The organism is Deltaproteobacteria bacterium (genome assembly GCA_020848745.1).
GTDB lineage: Bacteria > Desulfobacterota > Binatia > UTPRO1 > UTPRO1 > UTPRO1.
The window spans coordinates 1-13,550 of the sequence record JADLHM010000054.1 but is presented as its reverse complement, the minus strand read 5'-3'; the positions used below and the strand labels follow the sequence as shown (position 1 = coordinate 13,550).

The 13,550-nt window shown below is 69.9% G+C and carries 16 protein-coding genes; 7 read left to right on the top strand and 9 right to left on the bottom strand.

The features are described 5' to 3' along the window. The first annotated feature begins 5 nt into the window (after nt 1–5). The 3 genes from ybeY to prfB all read left to right on the top strand — a co-directional run bounded on the left by ybeY (nt 6) and on the right by prfB (nt 3,253). The gene (ybeY, locus tag IT293_06935) at nt 6–530 is read left to right on the top strand and encodes an rRNA maturation RNase YbeY (GenBank protein ID MCC6764382.1); all 525 of its coding nucleotides are present in this window, start codon (nt 6–8) and stop codon (nt 528–530) included. Beyond that, on the top strand, nt 527–2,128 hold the full coding sequence (lnt, locus tag IT293_06930) for an apolipoprotein N-acyltransferase (GenBank protein MCC6764381.1): 1,602 nt from the start codon (nt 527–529) through the stop codon (nt 2,126–2,128). Before ybeY ends, lnt begins: the two co-directional genes overlap by 4 nt. An 81-nt stretch (nt 2,129–2,209) precedes the next feature. After that, entirely contained in the window at nt 2,210–3,253 is a 1,044-nt protein-coding gene (gene prfB / locus IT293_06925) for a peptide chain release factor 2 (GenBank protein ID MCC6764380.1), read from the top strand. A gap of 15 nt (nt 3,254–3,268) precedes the next feature. Here prfB and IT293_06920 read toward each other — a convergent pair whose 3' ends face one another. The 3 genes from IT293_06920 to IT293_06910 all read right to left on the bottom strand — a co-directional run bounded on the left by IT293_06920 (nt 3,269) and on the right by IT293_06910 (nt 6,902). Beyond that, nucleotides 3,269–4,462 carry an aspartate aminotransferase family protein gene (locus IT293_06920; GenBank protein ID MCC6764379.1) on the bottom strand — a complete coding sequence of 398 codons (1,194 nt, stop codon included), beginning with the start codon at nt 4,460–4,462 and terminating at the stop codon, nt 3,269–3,271. 74 nt (nt 4,463–4,536) lie between these two features. Next, nucleotides 4,537–5,832: a hypothetical protein gene (locus tag IT293_06915; GenBank protein ID MCC6764378.1), complete on the bottom strand. Its 1,296-nt coding sequence runs from the start codon at nt 5,830–5,832 to the stop codon at nt 4,537–4,539. Beyond that, a complete protein-coding gene (locus IT293_06910) occupies nt 5,829–6,902 on the bottom strand; it encodes a hypothetical protein (GenBank protein MCC6764377.1) in 1,074 nt (357 codons plus the stop codon). Before IT293_06910 ends, IT293_06915 begins: the two co-directional genes overlap by 4 nt. A 258-nt stretch (nt 6,903–7,160) precedes the next feature. On the opposite strand from IT293_06910, the gene IT293_06905 reads away from it, so the two are divergent. Then, entirely contained in the window at nt 7,161–7,511 is a 351-nt protein-coding gene (locus tag IT293_06905; GenBank protein ID MCC6764376.1) for a tetratricopeptide repeat protein, read from the top strand. Nucleotides 7,512–7,580: 69 nt separating this feature from the next. Here IT293_06905 and IT293_06900 read toward each other — a convergent pair whose 3' ends face one another. Both IT293_06900 and IT293_06895 read right to left on the bottom strand, forming a co-directional pair. Beyond that, the gene (locus tag IT293_06900) at nt 7,581–7,850 is read right to left on the bottom strand and encodes a hypothetical protein (GenBank protein MCC6764375.1); all 270 of its coding nucleotides are present in this window, start codon (nt 7,848–7,850) and stop codon (nt 7,581–7,583) included. A 16-nt stretch (nt 7,851–7,866) separates the two neighbouring features. Continuing rightward, nucleotides 7,867–8,418, bottom strand: a complete 552-nt coding sequence (locus tag IT293_06895) for a hypothetical protein (protein MCC6764374.1) — start codon at nt 8,416–8,418, stop codon at nt 7,867–7,869. A gap of 90 nt (nt 8,419–8,508) precedes the next feature. On the opposite strand from IT293_06895, the gene IT293_06890 reads away from it, so the two are divergent. Beyond that, nucleotides 8,509–9,309, top strand: a complete 801-nt coding sequence (locus tag IT293_06890) for an SDR family oxidoreductase (protein MCC6764373.1) — start codon at nt 8,509–8,511, stop codon at nt 9,307–9,309. Between the two features lie 4 nt (nt 9,310–9,313). Here IT293_06890 and IT293_06885 read toward each other — a convergent pair whose 3' ends face one another. Both IT293_06885 and IT293_06880 read right to left on the bottom strand, forming a co-directional pair. Continuing rightward, on the bottom strand, nt 9,314–9,682 hold the full coding sequence (locus IT293_06885; GenBank protein MCC6764372.1) for a hypothetical protein: 369 nt from the start codon (nt 9,680–9,682) through the stop codon (nt 9,314–9,316). 322 nt (nt 9,683–10,004) lie between these two features. Then, nucleotides 10,005–10,349, bottom strand: coding sequence for a hypothetical protein (locus tag IT293_06880; GenBank protein MCC6764371.1), 345 nt, complete (start codon nt 10,347–10,349; stop codon nt 10,005–10,007). 742 nt (nt 10,350–11,091) lie between these two features. Between IT293_06880 and IT293_06875 the strand changes: the two genes are divergently transcribed. Together IT293_06875 and IT293_06870 are read left to right on the top strand one after the other, a co-directional pair. Next, entirely contained in the window at nt 11,092–11,778 is a 687-nt protein-coding gene (locus IT293_06875; protein MCC6764370.1) for an outer membrane beta-barrel protein, read from the top strand. A gap of 143 nt (nt 11,779–11,921) precedes the next feature. Continuing rightward, nucleotides 11,922–12,482, top strand: coding sequence for a L,D-transpeptidase (locus tag IT293_06870; protein ID MCC6764369.1), 561 nt, complete (start codon nt 11,922–11,924; stop codon nt 12,480–12,482). Nucleotides 12,483–12,494: 12 nt separating this feature from the next. Here IT293_06870 and IT293_06865 read toward each other — a convergent pair whose 3' ends face one another. Continuing rightward, nucleotides 12,495–12,998, bottom strand: a complete 504-nt coding sequence (locus IT293_06865; protein ID MCC6764368.1) for a L,D-transpeptidase — start codon at nt 12,996–12,998, stop codon at nt 12,495–12,497. Nucleotides 12,999–13,180: 182 nt separating this feature from the next. Continuing rightward, on the bottom strand, nt 13,181–13,550 hold a 370-nt coding region (locus IT293_06860; GenBank protein MCC6764367.1), incomplete at its 5' end, for a DUF853 family protein.

Genomic DNA, 13,550 nt, shown 5'->3' with positions numbered 1-13,550 from the left:
CCCGCATGCCCGTCGCCTTCGCCTGCCGCGCGCCCACCGGCGCCGTCTGGAGCCGATATCTCGCCACCCGGGCCCGGCAGGTGCTGGGCGTGCTCGCCATCCGCCGCAGCGAACTCAGCGTGTCGCTCGTGACCGATGCGGAGATGCGCGCGCTGAACCGCGACTATCGCCGCAAGGACCGGCCGACCGACGTGCTCGCGTTCCCGCTCCACGAGCCTCCGGTGCCGCCGGACACGGCGAGCCTCGGTGACGTGGTGATCTCGTTCGATACCGCGGTGTCGGCGGCGCGCGAGCGTCGACGTCCGCTCGCGGCGGTGCTCGACGAGCTCCTGATCCACGGCATCCTGCATCTCCTCGGGTACGACCACGAGATCTCGCAGGCCGAGGAGCGCCGCATGGCGCGCAAGGCGCGGGGGGTGCGAGCAGCGATCGGCCCCATGACGCCGCCCGTGCGGGCGGCCGGCGGGCATGCGACCGTGTCCCGCGGGCCGCGTCCGCGGGCGCGCGCGGCGCGCGCGAGGCGCGCGTGACCGGGAACGGCGGGCCGGCGCCCGTCGGCCGGGAGGCGATCGTACCCGGGGCTCCGGTCTTCGAGGGACGGCGGGCGCTCGCGCTCGCCGCCATGAGCGGCGCCGCGCTCGCGCTCGCGTTTCCGATCGTCGATTGGGGTCCCGTCGCCTGGATCGCTCTCGTTCCGCTCCTCCTCGCGGCGCTCGGGCGCGGCACCGGCGCGGCGTTCCGCGCGGGATGGCTTGCGGGCGTCGTGTTCTACCTCGCGACGCTCTATTGGCTCGTGTTCACGATCGGCACCTATACGAACCTGTCGCCGCTCGTGAGCGTGGGACCGCTCCTGCTTCTCTGCGCGTTCCTGGCGCTCGGCTTCGGGATCGTCGCCGCGGCCTGCGAGTGGGCGCGGCGCGCCGGCGTCGAGCTCGCGCTCGTGGCCCCGCCGGCCTGGGTCGTCGTCGAATGGATCCGCACCTACGTGCTCGGGGGTTTTCCATGGGTGAGCCTCGGCTACTCGCAATACCGCGCGACCTATCTCGTACAGTTCGTGGAGGTGACGGGCGTCTATGGACTCTCGGCGCTGGTCGTGCTGGTCAACGTCGTCGTCTACACGGCGGTCCGTCGTTGGCTCGCGGGCGAGGCGCCGAGCACGCGCGCGATGCTGGCGCTCGCGTCGCTGCTGGCGATGCTCGTCGGCTGGGGCTACTGGCGCGTGCACGACCTCGCCGCGCGGCCGGCCAAGGGGACGCTTCGTGTCGGCTTCATCCAGGGTAACGTTCCCCAGGACGTGAAGTGGGATCCGGCCTATCAGGAAGCCACCATCGCCCGGTACGAGGCGCTCACGCGGGAGGCGGTCGCCGGGGGCGCCGAGCTCGTCGTCTGGCCGGAGACCGCGGCGCCGTTCTTCTTCCAGCAGGAGAGCGACCTCCGCGACCGTATCCTCGACCTCGCGCGCCGGCTGCGCGTGTGGCTGGTCGTCGGGAGCCCGGCGTTCAGCTACGACCACGCCGTTCTCCGGATGCACAATCGCGTGTATCTCGTCGGACCCGACGGCACCGCCGACCAGTTCTACGACAAGATGGAGCTGGTGCCCTTCGGCGAGTACGTGCCCCTGAAGTCGCTCTTCTTCTTCGTCGACAAGGTCGTGGAGGGCGTCGGCGACTTCCGGGCCGGCGACACGCCGGTCGTCTTCCGGACGACGCGGGGCAATTTCGGGACGCTCATCTGCTACGAGGGCATCTTCCCCGACCTCACGCGCCGCTTCGTGGACGGCGGCGCCGACTTTCTCGTCAACATCACGAACGACGCCTGGTTCGGCCGCACGTCCGCTCCGTACCAGCACCTGGCGATGGCGACCCTCAGGACGATCGAGAACCGGGTGCCGCTCGTGCGCGTGGCGAACACCGGCTTCTCTGCTATGGTCGACAGCGACGGGACGATCCGCTGGCGCACCGGGCTCTTCGAGTCGGCGTGGCGCGTCGACACCATCAGCTGGGTCGGGATCCATACGTTCTATACCCGCTTCGGTGACGTGTTCGTGTACGGGTGCCTCGCGCTGCTCGTGCTCGTCGCGGTCGTCGGCAGGGGCGGACGCGCGGACGTCGCGATGGAGGAAACATGAGCACGACGGCGCAGATCACCAACAACGAGCTGAAAGAGCGCCTCACGTCGCTCGAGCGGCGACTCGAGACGCTTCGGGGGCATCTTTGACGTCCCGGGGACGGAGGCGCGTCTGCGCGCGCTCGACGAGCAGGTGGGCCAGCCGGACTTCTGGAACGACCACGAGCGGGCGCAGAAGGTCCAGCGCGAGCGCTCGCGGCTGACGTCGGCGCTCGACGGCTGGCGCAAGCAGCGCGGCGAGCTCGACGACGCCAACGTCTTCCTCGAGCTCGCCGTCGAGGGGGATCCCGACGCGCTCGCCGAAGGCATCGCCAAGGCGGACGTCGTCGACGAGGGGATCGGCAACCTCGAGATGCGGCAGATGCTCGGCGGCGAGCACGACGCCGGCAACGCGATCCTGAGCATCCATCCCGGCGCGGGCGGCCTCGAAGCCCAGGACTGGGCCGAGATGCTCTTCCGCATGTACCTCCGCTGGTGCGAACGGAAGGGCTACAAGGTCGAGATCCTCGAGCAGCAGGAGGGCGAGGGGGCCGGCATCAAGAGCGCCACGATCACGATCGAGGGCGAGTACGCCTACGGCTACCTCCACGCCGAGTCGGGCATCCATCGCCTCGTGCGCATCTCGCCGTTCGACGCCAACGCGCGCCGACAGACGTCGTTCGCGTCGGTCTTCGTCTATCCGGAGATCGAGGACGACATCGAGGTCGAGATCGACGAGGCGGACCTCCGCGTCGACACCTACCGGTCGAGCGGCGCGGGCGGGCAGCACGTCAACAAGACCGACTCCGCGGTTCGCCTGACGCACATGCCGACCGGCATCGTCGTCGCGTGTCAGAACGAGCGCTCGCAGCACAAGAACAAGGCGATGGCCATGAAGATCCTGCGCGCCAAGCTCTACGACCTCGAGATGGAGAAGCAGAAGGAGAAGCTCGACGCGTTCAGCAAGACGAAGAAGGAGATCGGCTTCGGAAGCCAGATCCGCTCCTACGTGCTGCACCCCTATCGCATGGTGAAGGACCACCGGACGAGCTGCGAGGTCGGCAATACCGACGCCGTGCTCGACGGCGACCTCGACAAGTTCATCCAGGCGTACCTGCTCTCGAAGATCGGCGGGACGCCGGGGTAGAGAACCAGCGCTTCCCTAGGCGCGGAAGCTCGTCCGTCGCAGGTCTCCGAGCGCCGCCTCCATCGTGGCGAGCGCGAGCTCGATCTCGGCGCGTCCGATCACGAGCGGCGGCGCGAGTCGGATCACGGTGTCGCGGTGCAGCGTCCAGTTGACGATGAGGCCGCGCGCGAGGCAGGCCGCGGCGAAGCGGCGGGTCGCGATCGGCGTCGCCAGCTCGACGGCGAGCAGGAGACCGGCGCCGCGGACCGCGCGGATGACGGCGTGGCGGGCCGCGAGGTCCTGGAGGCCGCGGAGGAAGACGCGGCCGCTCGCGGCGGCGCGGCCCGGGAGGTCGCGGGCGACCGTCTCGTTCAGCGCCGCGAGCGCCGCTGCGCACGAGAGCGGATGACCCCCGAAGGTCGTCACGTGAGCGAGGGCGGGCCGTTTCGTGAGCGTTGCGAGGACGCGCCGCGTGCCGAGGAACGCGCCGAGCGGCAGGCCGCCCCCGAGCGCCTTCGCGAGCACGAGCAGATCGGGGCGGACGCCGCATCCCTGGAAGGCGAAGAGGGTGCCCGTGCGGCCCATGCCCGTCACGACCTCGTCGAACACCAGGAGCGCGCCGACCTCGTCGCACCGCGCGCGCAGGAGGCTGAGATACGCCGGGTCGGCGACCCGCACGCCGCCTTCGGCCTGGACCGGCTCGATCACGACGGCGGCGGTGCGGCGATCGATGGCGCGCAGCGCCCGCGCGTCCTGCCACGGCAGGATCGTCGCGTTCGGAAGCAACGGCAGGAAGGGGTCGCGATACAGCGGATTCCCGCCGATCGAGAGCGCGCCGAAGGTGTCGCCGTGGAATCCGAGCGCGAACCCCACGAGGCCGCTGCGCCCCGTGTGCTTGCGGGCGGTCTTGAGCGCGCCCTCGATGGCTTCCGTGCCGCTGTTCGTGAAGTAGCAGCTCTCGAACGGCGGACCGGCGAGCGCGGCGAGGCGGGTCGCGAGCTCGACTTGCGCTGTCAGCACGTACTCGCCGTACACCATGACGTGGAGGTGGCGGCGGAGCTGCGCGAGGGACGCCCGGATCACGGCGCGGTTGCCGTGGCCGAGGTTCACGACCCCCATGCCCGAGAGCAGGTCGAGATAGCGCCGGCCGCCCCCGTCCGTGAGCCACGCGCCGCGCGCCTCGGTGACGACGATGCCGAGCGGTGCGGTCGAGGTCTGGGCGACGTGCAGGCGGAAGTCGCGAGCGAGGGCGGTGGCGTCGCGCGCCTCGCCGCGGCGCCTGCGGCGTCGGTCGGGGCGCCGGGTCACGCGAAGGGCAGCGCCGGCGCGACCGCGTCGTCGTGGGCGAGGAAGCTCGCGAGGCGGCGATGGCCGCTCTGGCGCCACGCGAACGGCGGCGCCTGGAGGCGCTCCAGCGGACAGAAGCGATGGGCCCCGGCCGCCGCGGCCACCGCGGCCGCCTCCGCGAGGCTCTCGACCGGCCCCGCGTAGCCGACCGCCTCTATCGTGCCCGCGAGACGGCGCAGCGGCTCGGCGGCTCCGGCGAGCGTCGCGACGGGTATCAGCACGAGGTGTCGGAAGCTCGGACCCGTCGACCAGTCTGGCGTCCGATCGCAGACCACGCTCCCCGCGCCGTCGCGGCCTCCGTGCACCGACACGTCCGCGCCTTCCTGCGCGCGCCAGCGCTCGCGCTCGAGCCACCGCCAGACGCTCGCGCGCGCGCCGAGCTCCGGGGGGATGCGCGGGAGCTCGTGCTCGAGCACGCCGAGCTCGGCCGCGACCAGGGCCGAGAAGAGGTCGACGTCGCGCCGGTCGGCGTCCTCCACGAAGACGACGCGCGGCGAGAGGCACCCCTGCTGGTCGTAGAGCGCGGTCTGGTACGCGAGCGCGCGCGCAGTGCGCGGGCCGAGCGCGGCGCGGGCCACGAGGGCGATGCTCGTGCGGTCGCCATGGCGGAGGAGACGCGCCGGCTTGCGGGCGGCGATACGGGAGAGCGTCTCGTCCCGACCGTAGGCGAGCACGAGGTCTACGGCGCCGAACGCCGCGGCATCGAGCGCTTCGCTTCCACCGCGCCATGGTGCGACGGCAATGGCGGGTCGCAGCTCGGGCGCGAGCGCCGCGATCGACTCGACGAGGAGGGCCGGCAGGAAAGGCTCGCGGGCAGCGGGCTTCACGAGGCTCGGGACGCCTGCGAGGAGCGCCGCCGCGATGCCGAACACGCCCACGCCCGGCACGTTCCCCGCGAGAACGTGCAGGGCGACGTCCGGCAACCGGCGGAGATCCGCGTCGGCGAGCTCGCCCCTCACGGCGGCCGCGAGCTCGGGCGCGCGGAGCGCGTGCCAGAGATGATCGAGGGCGGCGTCGATCACGGGGGCCGGGTGTCCGGTGGACATGGCGAGCTCGGCGCGGGCGCGGGCGCGCCACGGCGAGTCGGCGGGGAGCCACGCGGCCGCGAGCCGATCGATCGCGGCGATGCGCGCCTCCAGGGGCAGCGCACGGAGTCCCGTCGCACCGGCGCGCAGCGTTCGCGCCAGCGCCCGCACCCGCGCCGGAACGAGCGGCGTCCGTGTCGGCGTCAAACGCTCGTCGAGGCCGATCACGCGGCTCCCTCGTCGGCGAGGAGCGAGCACCCGCGCGCGACGGCTCCAGGCGCCCGGCCGAGCAGCTCGATCCCGCCGTCGCGGACGCGTCCGACGTCCTCGGTCTGGATTGCCAGGACCGAGCCGAGGTTCGCGAGGTCGAAGAAGCGGAGGCATCCCACCGCGCCGGGCGCGACCTCACGGCCGCTCGCCAGGTCGCAGACGAGGACCCGCAGCCAGGGCGGCGCGCGCAGCGGGCCGTCCCCCGTAGCGTAGAGCTGCGAGGCGAGCTCCGTCATGCCGTACTCGTTCACGATCTGCTCGGTCGCGACGTCGAGGATGCGCCGGTAGCGCGCGAGCACGTCGGCGCGCGCGAGATCCTGCGCGTACCCCTTGCACCCGCCGGTGTCGACGACGAGGCTGCCGGCCGGCAGGGTGAAGCGGCGCCGCCGCGCCTCGGCCCAGTCGGCGAGCCGCAACAGCGCCGACGTGACCGCGATCAACACGATCGGTCCGCCGGTGCCGACGCGATCGAGCGTGTGCGCGAGCCGCTCGACGTCGACGCCGCCGGCGGTGAGGCACGAAGGCACGCTGTCCGTGTCCGAGCTCTGGCGAAGCCAGGTCACCATCTCGCCGAGGGACGACGCGGGATGGCTCGCGCGCTCGGGAGCCGCGACGACGAAGCGGCGGCGCGTTCCGGACGGCAGAACCGCGCGCGCGAACCCGGCGAGCGCGGAGGCGCGGTAGACGTCGACGTCCGGCACGTGGTGTGCGGCGCGTCGGCCGGGGCCGGCGGTCGTGCCGCTGCTGCGATAGACGCGCTCCGCCGGCCCGCAGGCGAGCACGCTCATGCGAAACGCCTCCGCCGGGACGGCGGGAATCTCCCGCCAGGCGCCTGGCGCGGCCGCGCCGAGGCGGTCCGCGAAGCGCCGGTACACCGGATTCACCCGATACTGGTAGTGATGGATCTCGAGCGCGAGACCGTCAAAATCGTCGTGGGAGGGCCGAGCGATGAAATCGAGGACGCGCGCACGCAGCGCATCGTTCGTCGGATCGGTGGTCGGCGTGGGTTCGATCGTCGCTGGGTTCACGTTCGGCTCAGCGTCTTCGGCGACCGCCGACGTGCGGGTACGTTTCGTCAACGGCCGTGAGCTCGTCGTTCGCGAGCATTGGTTCGCGGGATCTGAGGTGTGGTTCACGCGCCAACGCGGCGCGGTCGGAGTTCCCCGGACGTTCGTGGCCGCCATCGAAGCCGTCGATGCGGAGCGCCCAGCAATAGGGACCGGTCCGCGGCCTGTCAACGCGGCGCCGCTTGTCGCTCCGAGGCCGATTCGTTAGGTTCCGGAGCCATGCCGAGCGCCGAAGAGCTCTACGATCTGGCCGTCGATCACGTGGCCGAGGGCCGCCTCGAGGAGGCGATCGCCGCCTATCAGGAGGCCCTTGCGGTCGATCCCGCCTTCACCGACGCCATCCTTGGGCTCGCGATGGCCTATGCCGACGCGAAGCGGTTCGACGAGGCGATCGAGCAGGGGAAACGCCTCGTGGAGCTGACGCCGGACGACACCCTCGCGCACACGAGCTTGTCGATGTTCTACCAGCGCAAGGGCATGATCGCCGAGGCCGAAGCCGAAGGGGCGAAAGCGCGCGTCCTCGACTGGAAGCGGCAGCTGGCCGAGCAGAACGAGCAAGAGAAGAAATAAGTCTCGGAACGCTCGGCGGAGAGACGAGCAGACCGCCGTGTCCACGGCGGCCTGCTCCGACCATGCGCTTTAGTGGCCCGCCGCGGCCTGCTTCTGGCAGAGTTCCTTGTCGCGGGTGCAGAGCGCGAGCTGGCTCTTCAGGGTCTCGCGCTCGTTCTTCAACGTATTCACCTGCTCGGTCGCCGCCGAGAGATCCCGTTGCAGCGAGCTCGCGTTTCCCCAGAGCGTGTAGCCGATGAAGACCCCGGCGCCGATGCAGATGAGAAGGATGACCGTCCAACCTGCATACGTCCACACGACGTCTTTCACTTCTTCCGCTTCGTGGCCTACCTGTGTCATGTCGTGAACCCCCTCCTTACGCGCTCATGCTTGTCGTCTGGTTGTCGGCATGCGGCTCGGGTCCGAGGTACTCGCCGACCAACCGCTCTCCGCGGCGAAGCGCGTCGCCGAGGTCGCGAAAGAGCTCTTCGCGCACCCAATCTCCCCGGATCCAACAGTCGAACGATGAAGCCTCGCCAAGCGTGAATTCGAGCACTCGCTCGCCAACGGGATCACCCGTGAGGACGAAGCGGGCCGAACGGCCGGAGTCCACTATCACGCCCCGCGCGCCGGGGGGAAGGGGGAGTCGGCGCTTGATGCGCTCGATCTTTTCCGCCGGAACGGACTCGTTCGGGACCAAGTGGATCGTCCGCCACTCGTTCACCGGAGGACGGGCCTCGGCCAGCAGCTTCAAGTTGGCGTCGGTGAGGCGCTGCTTGGCGCGCTCCTGATCGAAGTCGTAACCGATGGTGAAGAAGAGGCTGCCGATCGGGGGCCGTGCGCCCTTCGCGCCCTTGTCCTCGCCCTTGTCGGCGTCGACCCACCACCGATTCGCGATCGTCGGCCCGCCCTCTCGTGCTCGCGCCATGCTCGCCGATGCCTTACCAGCCCCAGGGAAGGAAACGCAAGAAATCCAGTCGGTTGTCGATGCGGGTCGCTTGCTTTATGGTCCGCCCCCATGGCGGACACGGCGGGACGGTGGGCGCTCATCCTCGGCGCTTCCAGCGGCTTCGGCGAGGCGACCGCGCGGACGCTGGCGGCGCGCGGCATGGACGTGTGCGGTGTGCACCTCGATCGTCGCGCCGGTCTCGCCCACGTCGACGAGATCACCGCGGCGATCCGCGCGGCAGGACGCGACGCGCTTTTCTTGAACATGAACGCAGCCGATCACGAGAAGCGGCGGCACGTGCTCGATGCCCTAGCGCAGCGCATGGCCGAGAAGGGCGGTGGAGCGATTCGCGTCCTGATGCATTCGCTCGCCTTCGGGAGCCTCACGCCCTTCGTCGGCGCCGAGCCGGCCCGGTTCGCGACTCCCGCGCAGATCGAGATGACGATGAATGTGATGGCGCACAGCCTCGTGTACTGGGTCCAGGACGCCGCCGCGCGCAATTTGCTGGTGCGGGGCAGCCGCGTCGTCGCGATGACGAGCGCCGGATCGACGCGCGTCTGGCCGGGCTACGGTGCCGTCTCGGCCGCGAAGGCCGCGCTCGAGGCGCACGTGCGCCAGCTCGCCGTCGAACTCGGGCCCATGGGCGTCACGGTGAACGCCATTCGCGCCGGGGTCACCGACACGCCGGCCTTCCGGAAAATCCCGGGCTCGGAGCTCATGGCCGGGCACGTCCGGGCCCGCAATCCGAGTGGCCGGATGACGGAGACGGGCGACGTCGCGCGTGTGATCGCCATGCTCGCCGGCGACGACGCGCAGTGGATCACCGGGACGGTGATCGGCGTCGACGGCGGCGAAGACGTCGCGACCTGAGCGCTCAGCAGACCGCGGAGCGCCGGCGGGCGACGCTCCGCTGTTGGCCGGTCATGCGCATGCGTGTCATCGGCTTCGGTCGCGCGCGCGTCCGCTGAGTTGCGTCGCTCACGCCCGACATCATGTTGTCCGCGAAGAGGTCGGCCTTACGCTCGGCGTCGGCCCAGAAGAGGTAGTGGCCGAACTCGTGGTGCACGGTGTGGATCCACTGGCGCATGCCGTTGTATTTTCGCCCGCGCTTCCAGTTCTCGGGGTGTACGAGCCCGATCTTGCCGTCGTCCCACGTCCGGCCAGCGCCCTTGCCCCAGTCCAGGTATTCGTACCACTCGATCGTCGGCCGCTTGACGCCGTAAAAGCGACAAATGGTGTTCATGAACCGACGGAATTCCGCGTTGCGATACGTAGCAAAAAAATTTTGCAATGCACGATCGACGTCGCGTCGCGCGCGCACGCTCGGAAGAATCATTCGCATGATCGGAGCCTCGAGATGTCGAACCGGAAGCGTGGAGCGGTAAACCTTAGAAGGGAGAAAATTGGCTGTCAACTCGGGAGGCGCGATCGCGTGATGCTATAGCCGACGCGGCCGTTCGGGAGCGGTGGGATCGAGGCGCCGCTTCGGAAATGGCGTGCTGGAAAATGGAGCAGGAGGCGGGACCGGAGCGCCTCCGGTCCCGCCTTCGCCGTACGCTGCCGATTCAGGAGGCCCGTACGTACCGAGTGCCGCGCCGTGTGCCCGTGCGCTTCAGCTTCTTCTCGTTCACCCAACCGGTGAGGCGCTGGGACAGGGTGCCGGCGGCGACGCCGGGAACGAGCGCTCGTACGTCACTGGCTTTGAACGATGTTTTGGGCAGCTTCGCGAAGATTCCGTCCCAATCGATGCGCTTTTGAGTGCCACCCGTCGTCCGACGGCCGGATCCCCGTCGGGCGGCTCCCGCCCCGACGGCCTCGCCGATCTCCGCGAGAAGCGCCTGACGCTGTTTGTTCAACCGATCGATCTGACGCTCGAGGGCCCGCACCTGTTGCATGCCGGCTCGGCGCAAGCGACCCATCATCGCCTCGGCGCGTCGCCGCAGGATGGCCAGCGTCCCGGCCGACTTCCCACGGGAGCGTACGGCTCGCCTTTTCGTCGTCATATCTGACCCCCCATCGAAAGATTATGGTGATTGGCAAAAGCCGTGTGATCGATACCAATAGGAATGCGTAGAAGCAACCCAATATCTCGAAGTCATACGGGTTTCCCGTTTACGGCTATCGGATATTGAGACTCGGGGAGTTGGGGAATGTCCATGTTTGCGGCCGGGAGCACGCGGACGCGCGTGGCTGCCCGAGAACGTCGCCGTGTCGCGAGGGGGATCATTCCGGCGACGAGCGCTGCCCCGACGATCCGTTTCCGCTTCGGGCCGATCTTCATGGCGTTCCCCCGATGGACGAGTCGAGCGGCGGCTTCCGTGTTCCGTGGTCTCCCGAGGACCGGCAGGCTCCCGAACACCCGCCCGGCTACGACAGCCGTGAGCGAGAACGGAAGGTCGAAGAGCGAGTCGAGGAGCCGTCTCAGCGCGCGCCAGGCGTGGATCCGACCCGGTCGTTCCGGGTCGTGATTCGGGCCGGGAGGGGGAGGATCTTCGATAACCAACCACAATCAAAAGGGATTGGTGCCCCCTTGTTCTCCGCGTATCATTTCGTCATCATGTCGCCGTGTCGCAAAGCGTCAACCGCTTGATAGGATTCGTGGATGTAACGAGTAGAACGGGTACACGAGTAGAACGAGTAAGGAGGACACTTATGGGGAATGTTACGAAGAGGGGTCTCGCGGCGGCGTTGTGCGCCGCTGTCGTCGGCCTCGGCAGTACAGTCTACGCCGACGGCCCCGAAGTCGGCGTGAACGCCGGTATGGCTTTTCCGCTCTCGAAATATCGCCGCACGATCGATCCGGACATCGGCGGCACCGTCGGCATCGAGGGCGGGTATCGTTTCAATCTCACCGACAACTTCGCGCTCTCGATCATCGGTAACCCGCAGTTCTTCCTCTACGAGGGGGAGAATCACTGCTGTGACGGCCATTCGTCGAACGACGACCTGGCCAGCGTCTTCTCGATCACGGGTGGTCCGCGTTTCTCGCTGCTGACCGGTCCCGTCGAGTCGTACGTCGAAGCCAAGGGCGGATACTACCGTGACATGAGCGGCATCATGAGCGACGACGGCGCCGGCTTCAACGCCGGTGGCGGCATCGCCTTCGAGGTCGCGCCCAACACGACCCTCGGCTGGTTCGGCCGTTACGACTACGCGAACATGGTCGCGCGTCCGGGCTCGGACGTCGCGCGTCAGTGGGCGTCGACGGGCATCACCGTGCAGCACGTGTTCCAGCCGGAGGAAGAGCCGGCCTACGTGCCGCCGCCGCCGCCGCCGGCACCGCCGCCGCCTCCGCCTCCTCCGCCGCCGCCGCCGGTCACCCAGCGTCGTGGCGGCTGAACCGAACGCCGTCGCATCGATCTGAACGGAAACGCCACGGGCGGCGAGGTCTCGACGGGCCTCGCCGCCCGTTTCCGTTCTGGCTACGGTGACGTCGCTGGCGTGGCCGACCGCTCCCCGCTCGCGTTCAGGACGACCTCCGTATGACATTTCGACGACCCCGTGGCGTGGTGGCGCTCCTCGGTGTCGGGCTGTTGGTCGCCGCGGGGGCGGGCGGGTGTGGTCGCCCCGCTCCGAAGGCCGATCACGAGACCGCGGCTCGTCTCACAGTTCCGGCGCCTCCGGCCCGGCCGACCACCTACCTGGTCATCCGCGTCACCGCGCGCCGACTCGACCTCATGAAGGAGGGCGTCGCCGCACCGATCGCATCGTTCCCGATCGCGGTCGGTCGCCCGGGTCACGAAACGCCGACGGGCCGCTTCCGGGTCGAGGAGATGGTGGAGCATCCGGATTTCCATCGATTCGATCCGAAGGATCCGACCCGCGTCCTCGAGCGGGTGCCGCCCGGACCCTGGAACCCGCTCGGCGAGCGCTGGATCGGCTTCGCGCACGGCGAGGGGTGGACGGTCGGTATCCACGGGACGCCGCACCCGGAGCTGCTCGGTCGGGCGGTGAGCGGGGGCTGCGTCCGCATGCGGAACGCCGACGTGATCCGTGTCTACGACGAGGTCGTGCTCGGCACCCCCGTCATCGTGCACCACTGACCGGTACCGGCGTCATTCCTCGACGACGACCGCCGTGCCGAGCTTCACGCGTGGGAAGAGGTCGACGATGTCCGGATTCGCCATGCGCACGCAGCCGTGGCTCACGGCCAGCCCGAGCATCTGCGTCTTGGCGGTGCCATGGAAGCCGACCTGCCAGCCATGCGCATGGGCGAAGCCGATCCAACGCAATCCGAGCGGGTTGTTCGGCCCCGGCGGGATGCGGCCGCGATCGGGCTTCTTGATGTCGTTGAAATCGAAGGCCAGGAAGTCGGGATTCTCGACCAGCTCGTTGACCTGGAATCGGCCGGCCGGCGTCGGCCACTTCGGCTGTCCGATCGCTACGCGATAGCCCTCGGCCGGATGCTTGACCTCGTTCTCCACCAGGTAGAGACGGCGCTCTTTCAGGCGCAGCAGCAGGTAGGCCTCCGGCGCGGCGGTGGGCCGGGGCATCGGCGCCGGCGGCGGCACCTGCAGGCCTCCGAAGAGCCCGCATCCGCTCACGACCAACATCGACACCAGGGAGACCAGGAGCAATCCCGACCGCCCACTCCACCCACCCCTCGACTCGTCCGCAAGCATGCCACCGTATGCCAGGACCACACGCGCTTTTGAAGCCCGGCGGCGGAAAAGCGCGCGCCGCCGGGCAGGCGGTCGCGCTCGCCGCCCGTCCGGCGCCCCCACGCCGCGGCCGGAGCGACTCAGAAGCGCCGGCGGCGGGGCGGGCCGAGGAGCGCGCCCATGAGGCTGCGCGTGAGCTGCGTCGCGACCGAGCGCGTGAGCGGTGACTTCAGGATCTTCTCGAAGGCGCTCGGCTCCTCCTTCGCGCGCGCCGTCCGACCGCCCGCGGAAGCGGTGCTCGGCGGGGCGGCGGCGGACGTCGCTCCGCTCGCGCGCTCCGCGAGTGTTTCGCGGGCGCTCTCGCGGTCGACCGCGCGCGCGTACTTCTTCACCTGGCGCGTCGCGAGGTGGGGCGCGAGCTCGGCGTCGGTGAGCGGTCCCATGCGCGACGCCGGCGGGATCAAGCGGGTCGCGAAGGGCGGCGTCGGAGCGCCATTCGCGCCGAGCACG

Bases quoted from the DNA above. Each gene is read 5' to 3' on its own strand.
- IT293_06890 (MCC6764373.1), top strand. From the start codon at position 8,509: ATGGCGGACACGGCGGGACGGTGGGCGCTCATCCTCGGCGCTTCCAGC.
- IT293_06885 (MCC6764372.1), bottom strand. From the start codon at position 9,682: ATGAACACCATTTGTCGCTTTTACGGCGTCAAGCGGCCGACGATCGAG.
- IT293_06875 (MCC6764370.1), top strand. From the start codon at position 11,092: ATGGGGAATGTTACGAAGAGGGGTCTCGCGGCGGCGTTGTGCGCCGCT.
- IT293_06895 (MCC6764374.1), bottom strand. From the start codon at position 8,418: ATGGCGCGAGCACGAGAGGGCGGGCCGACGATCGCGAATCGGTGGTGG.
- IT293_06905 (MCC6764376.1), top strand. From the start codon at position 7,161: ATGCCGAGCGCCGAAGAGCTCTACGATCTGGCCGTCGATCACGTGGCC.
- ybeY (MCC6764382.1), top strand. From the start codon at position 6: ATGCCCGTCGCCTTCGCCTGCCGCGCGCCCACCGGCGCCGTCTGGAGC.
- IT293_06900 (MCC6764375.1), bottom strand. From the start codon at position 7,850: ATGACACAGGTAGGCCACGAAGCGGAAGAAGTGAAAGACGTCGTGTGG.
- IT293_06870 (MCC6764369.1), top strand. From the start codon at position 11,922: ATGACATTTCGACGACCCCGTGGCGTGGTGGCGCTCCTCGGTGTCGGG.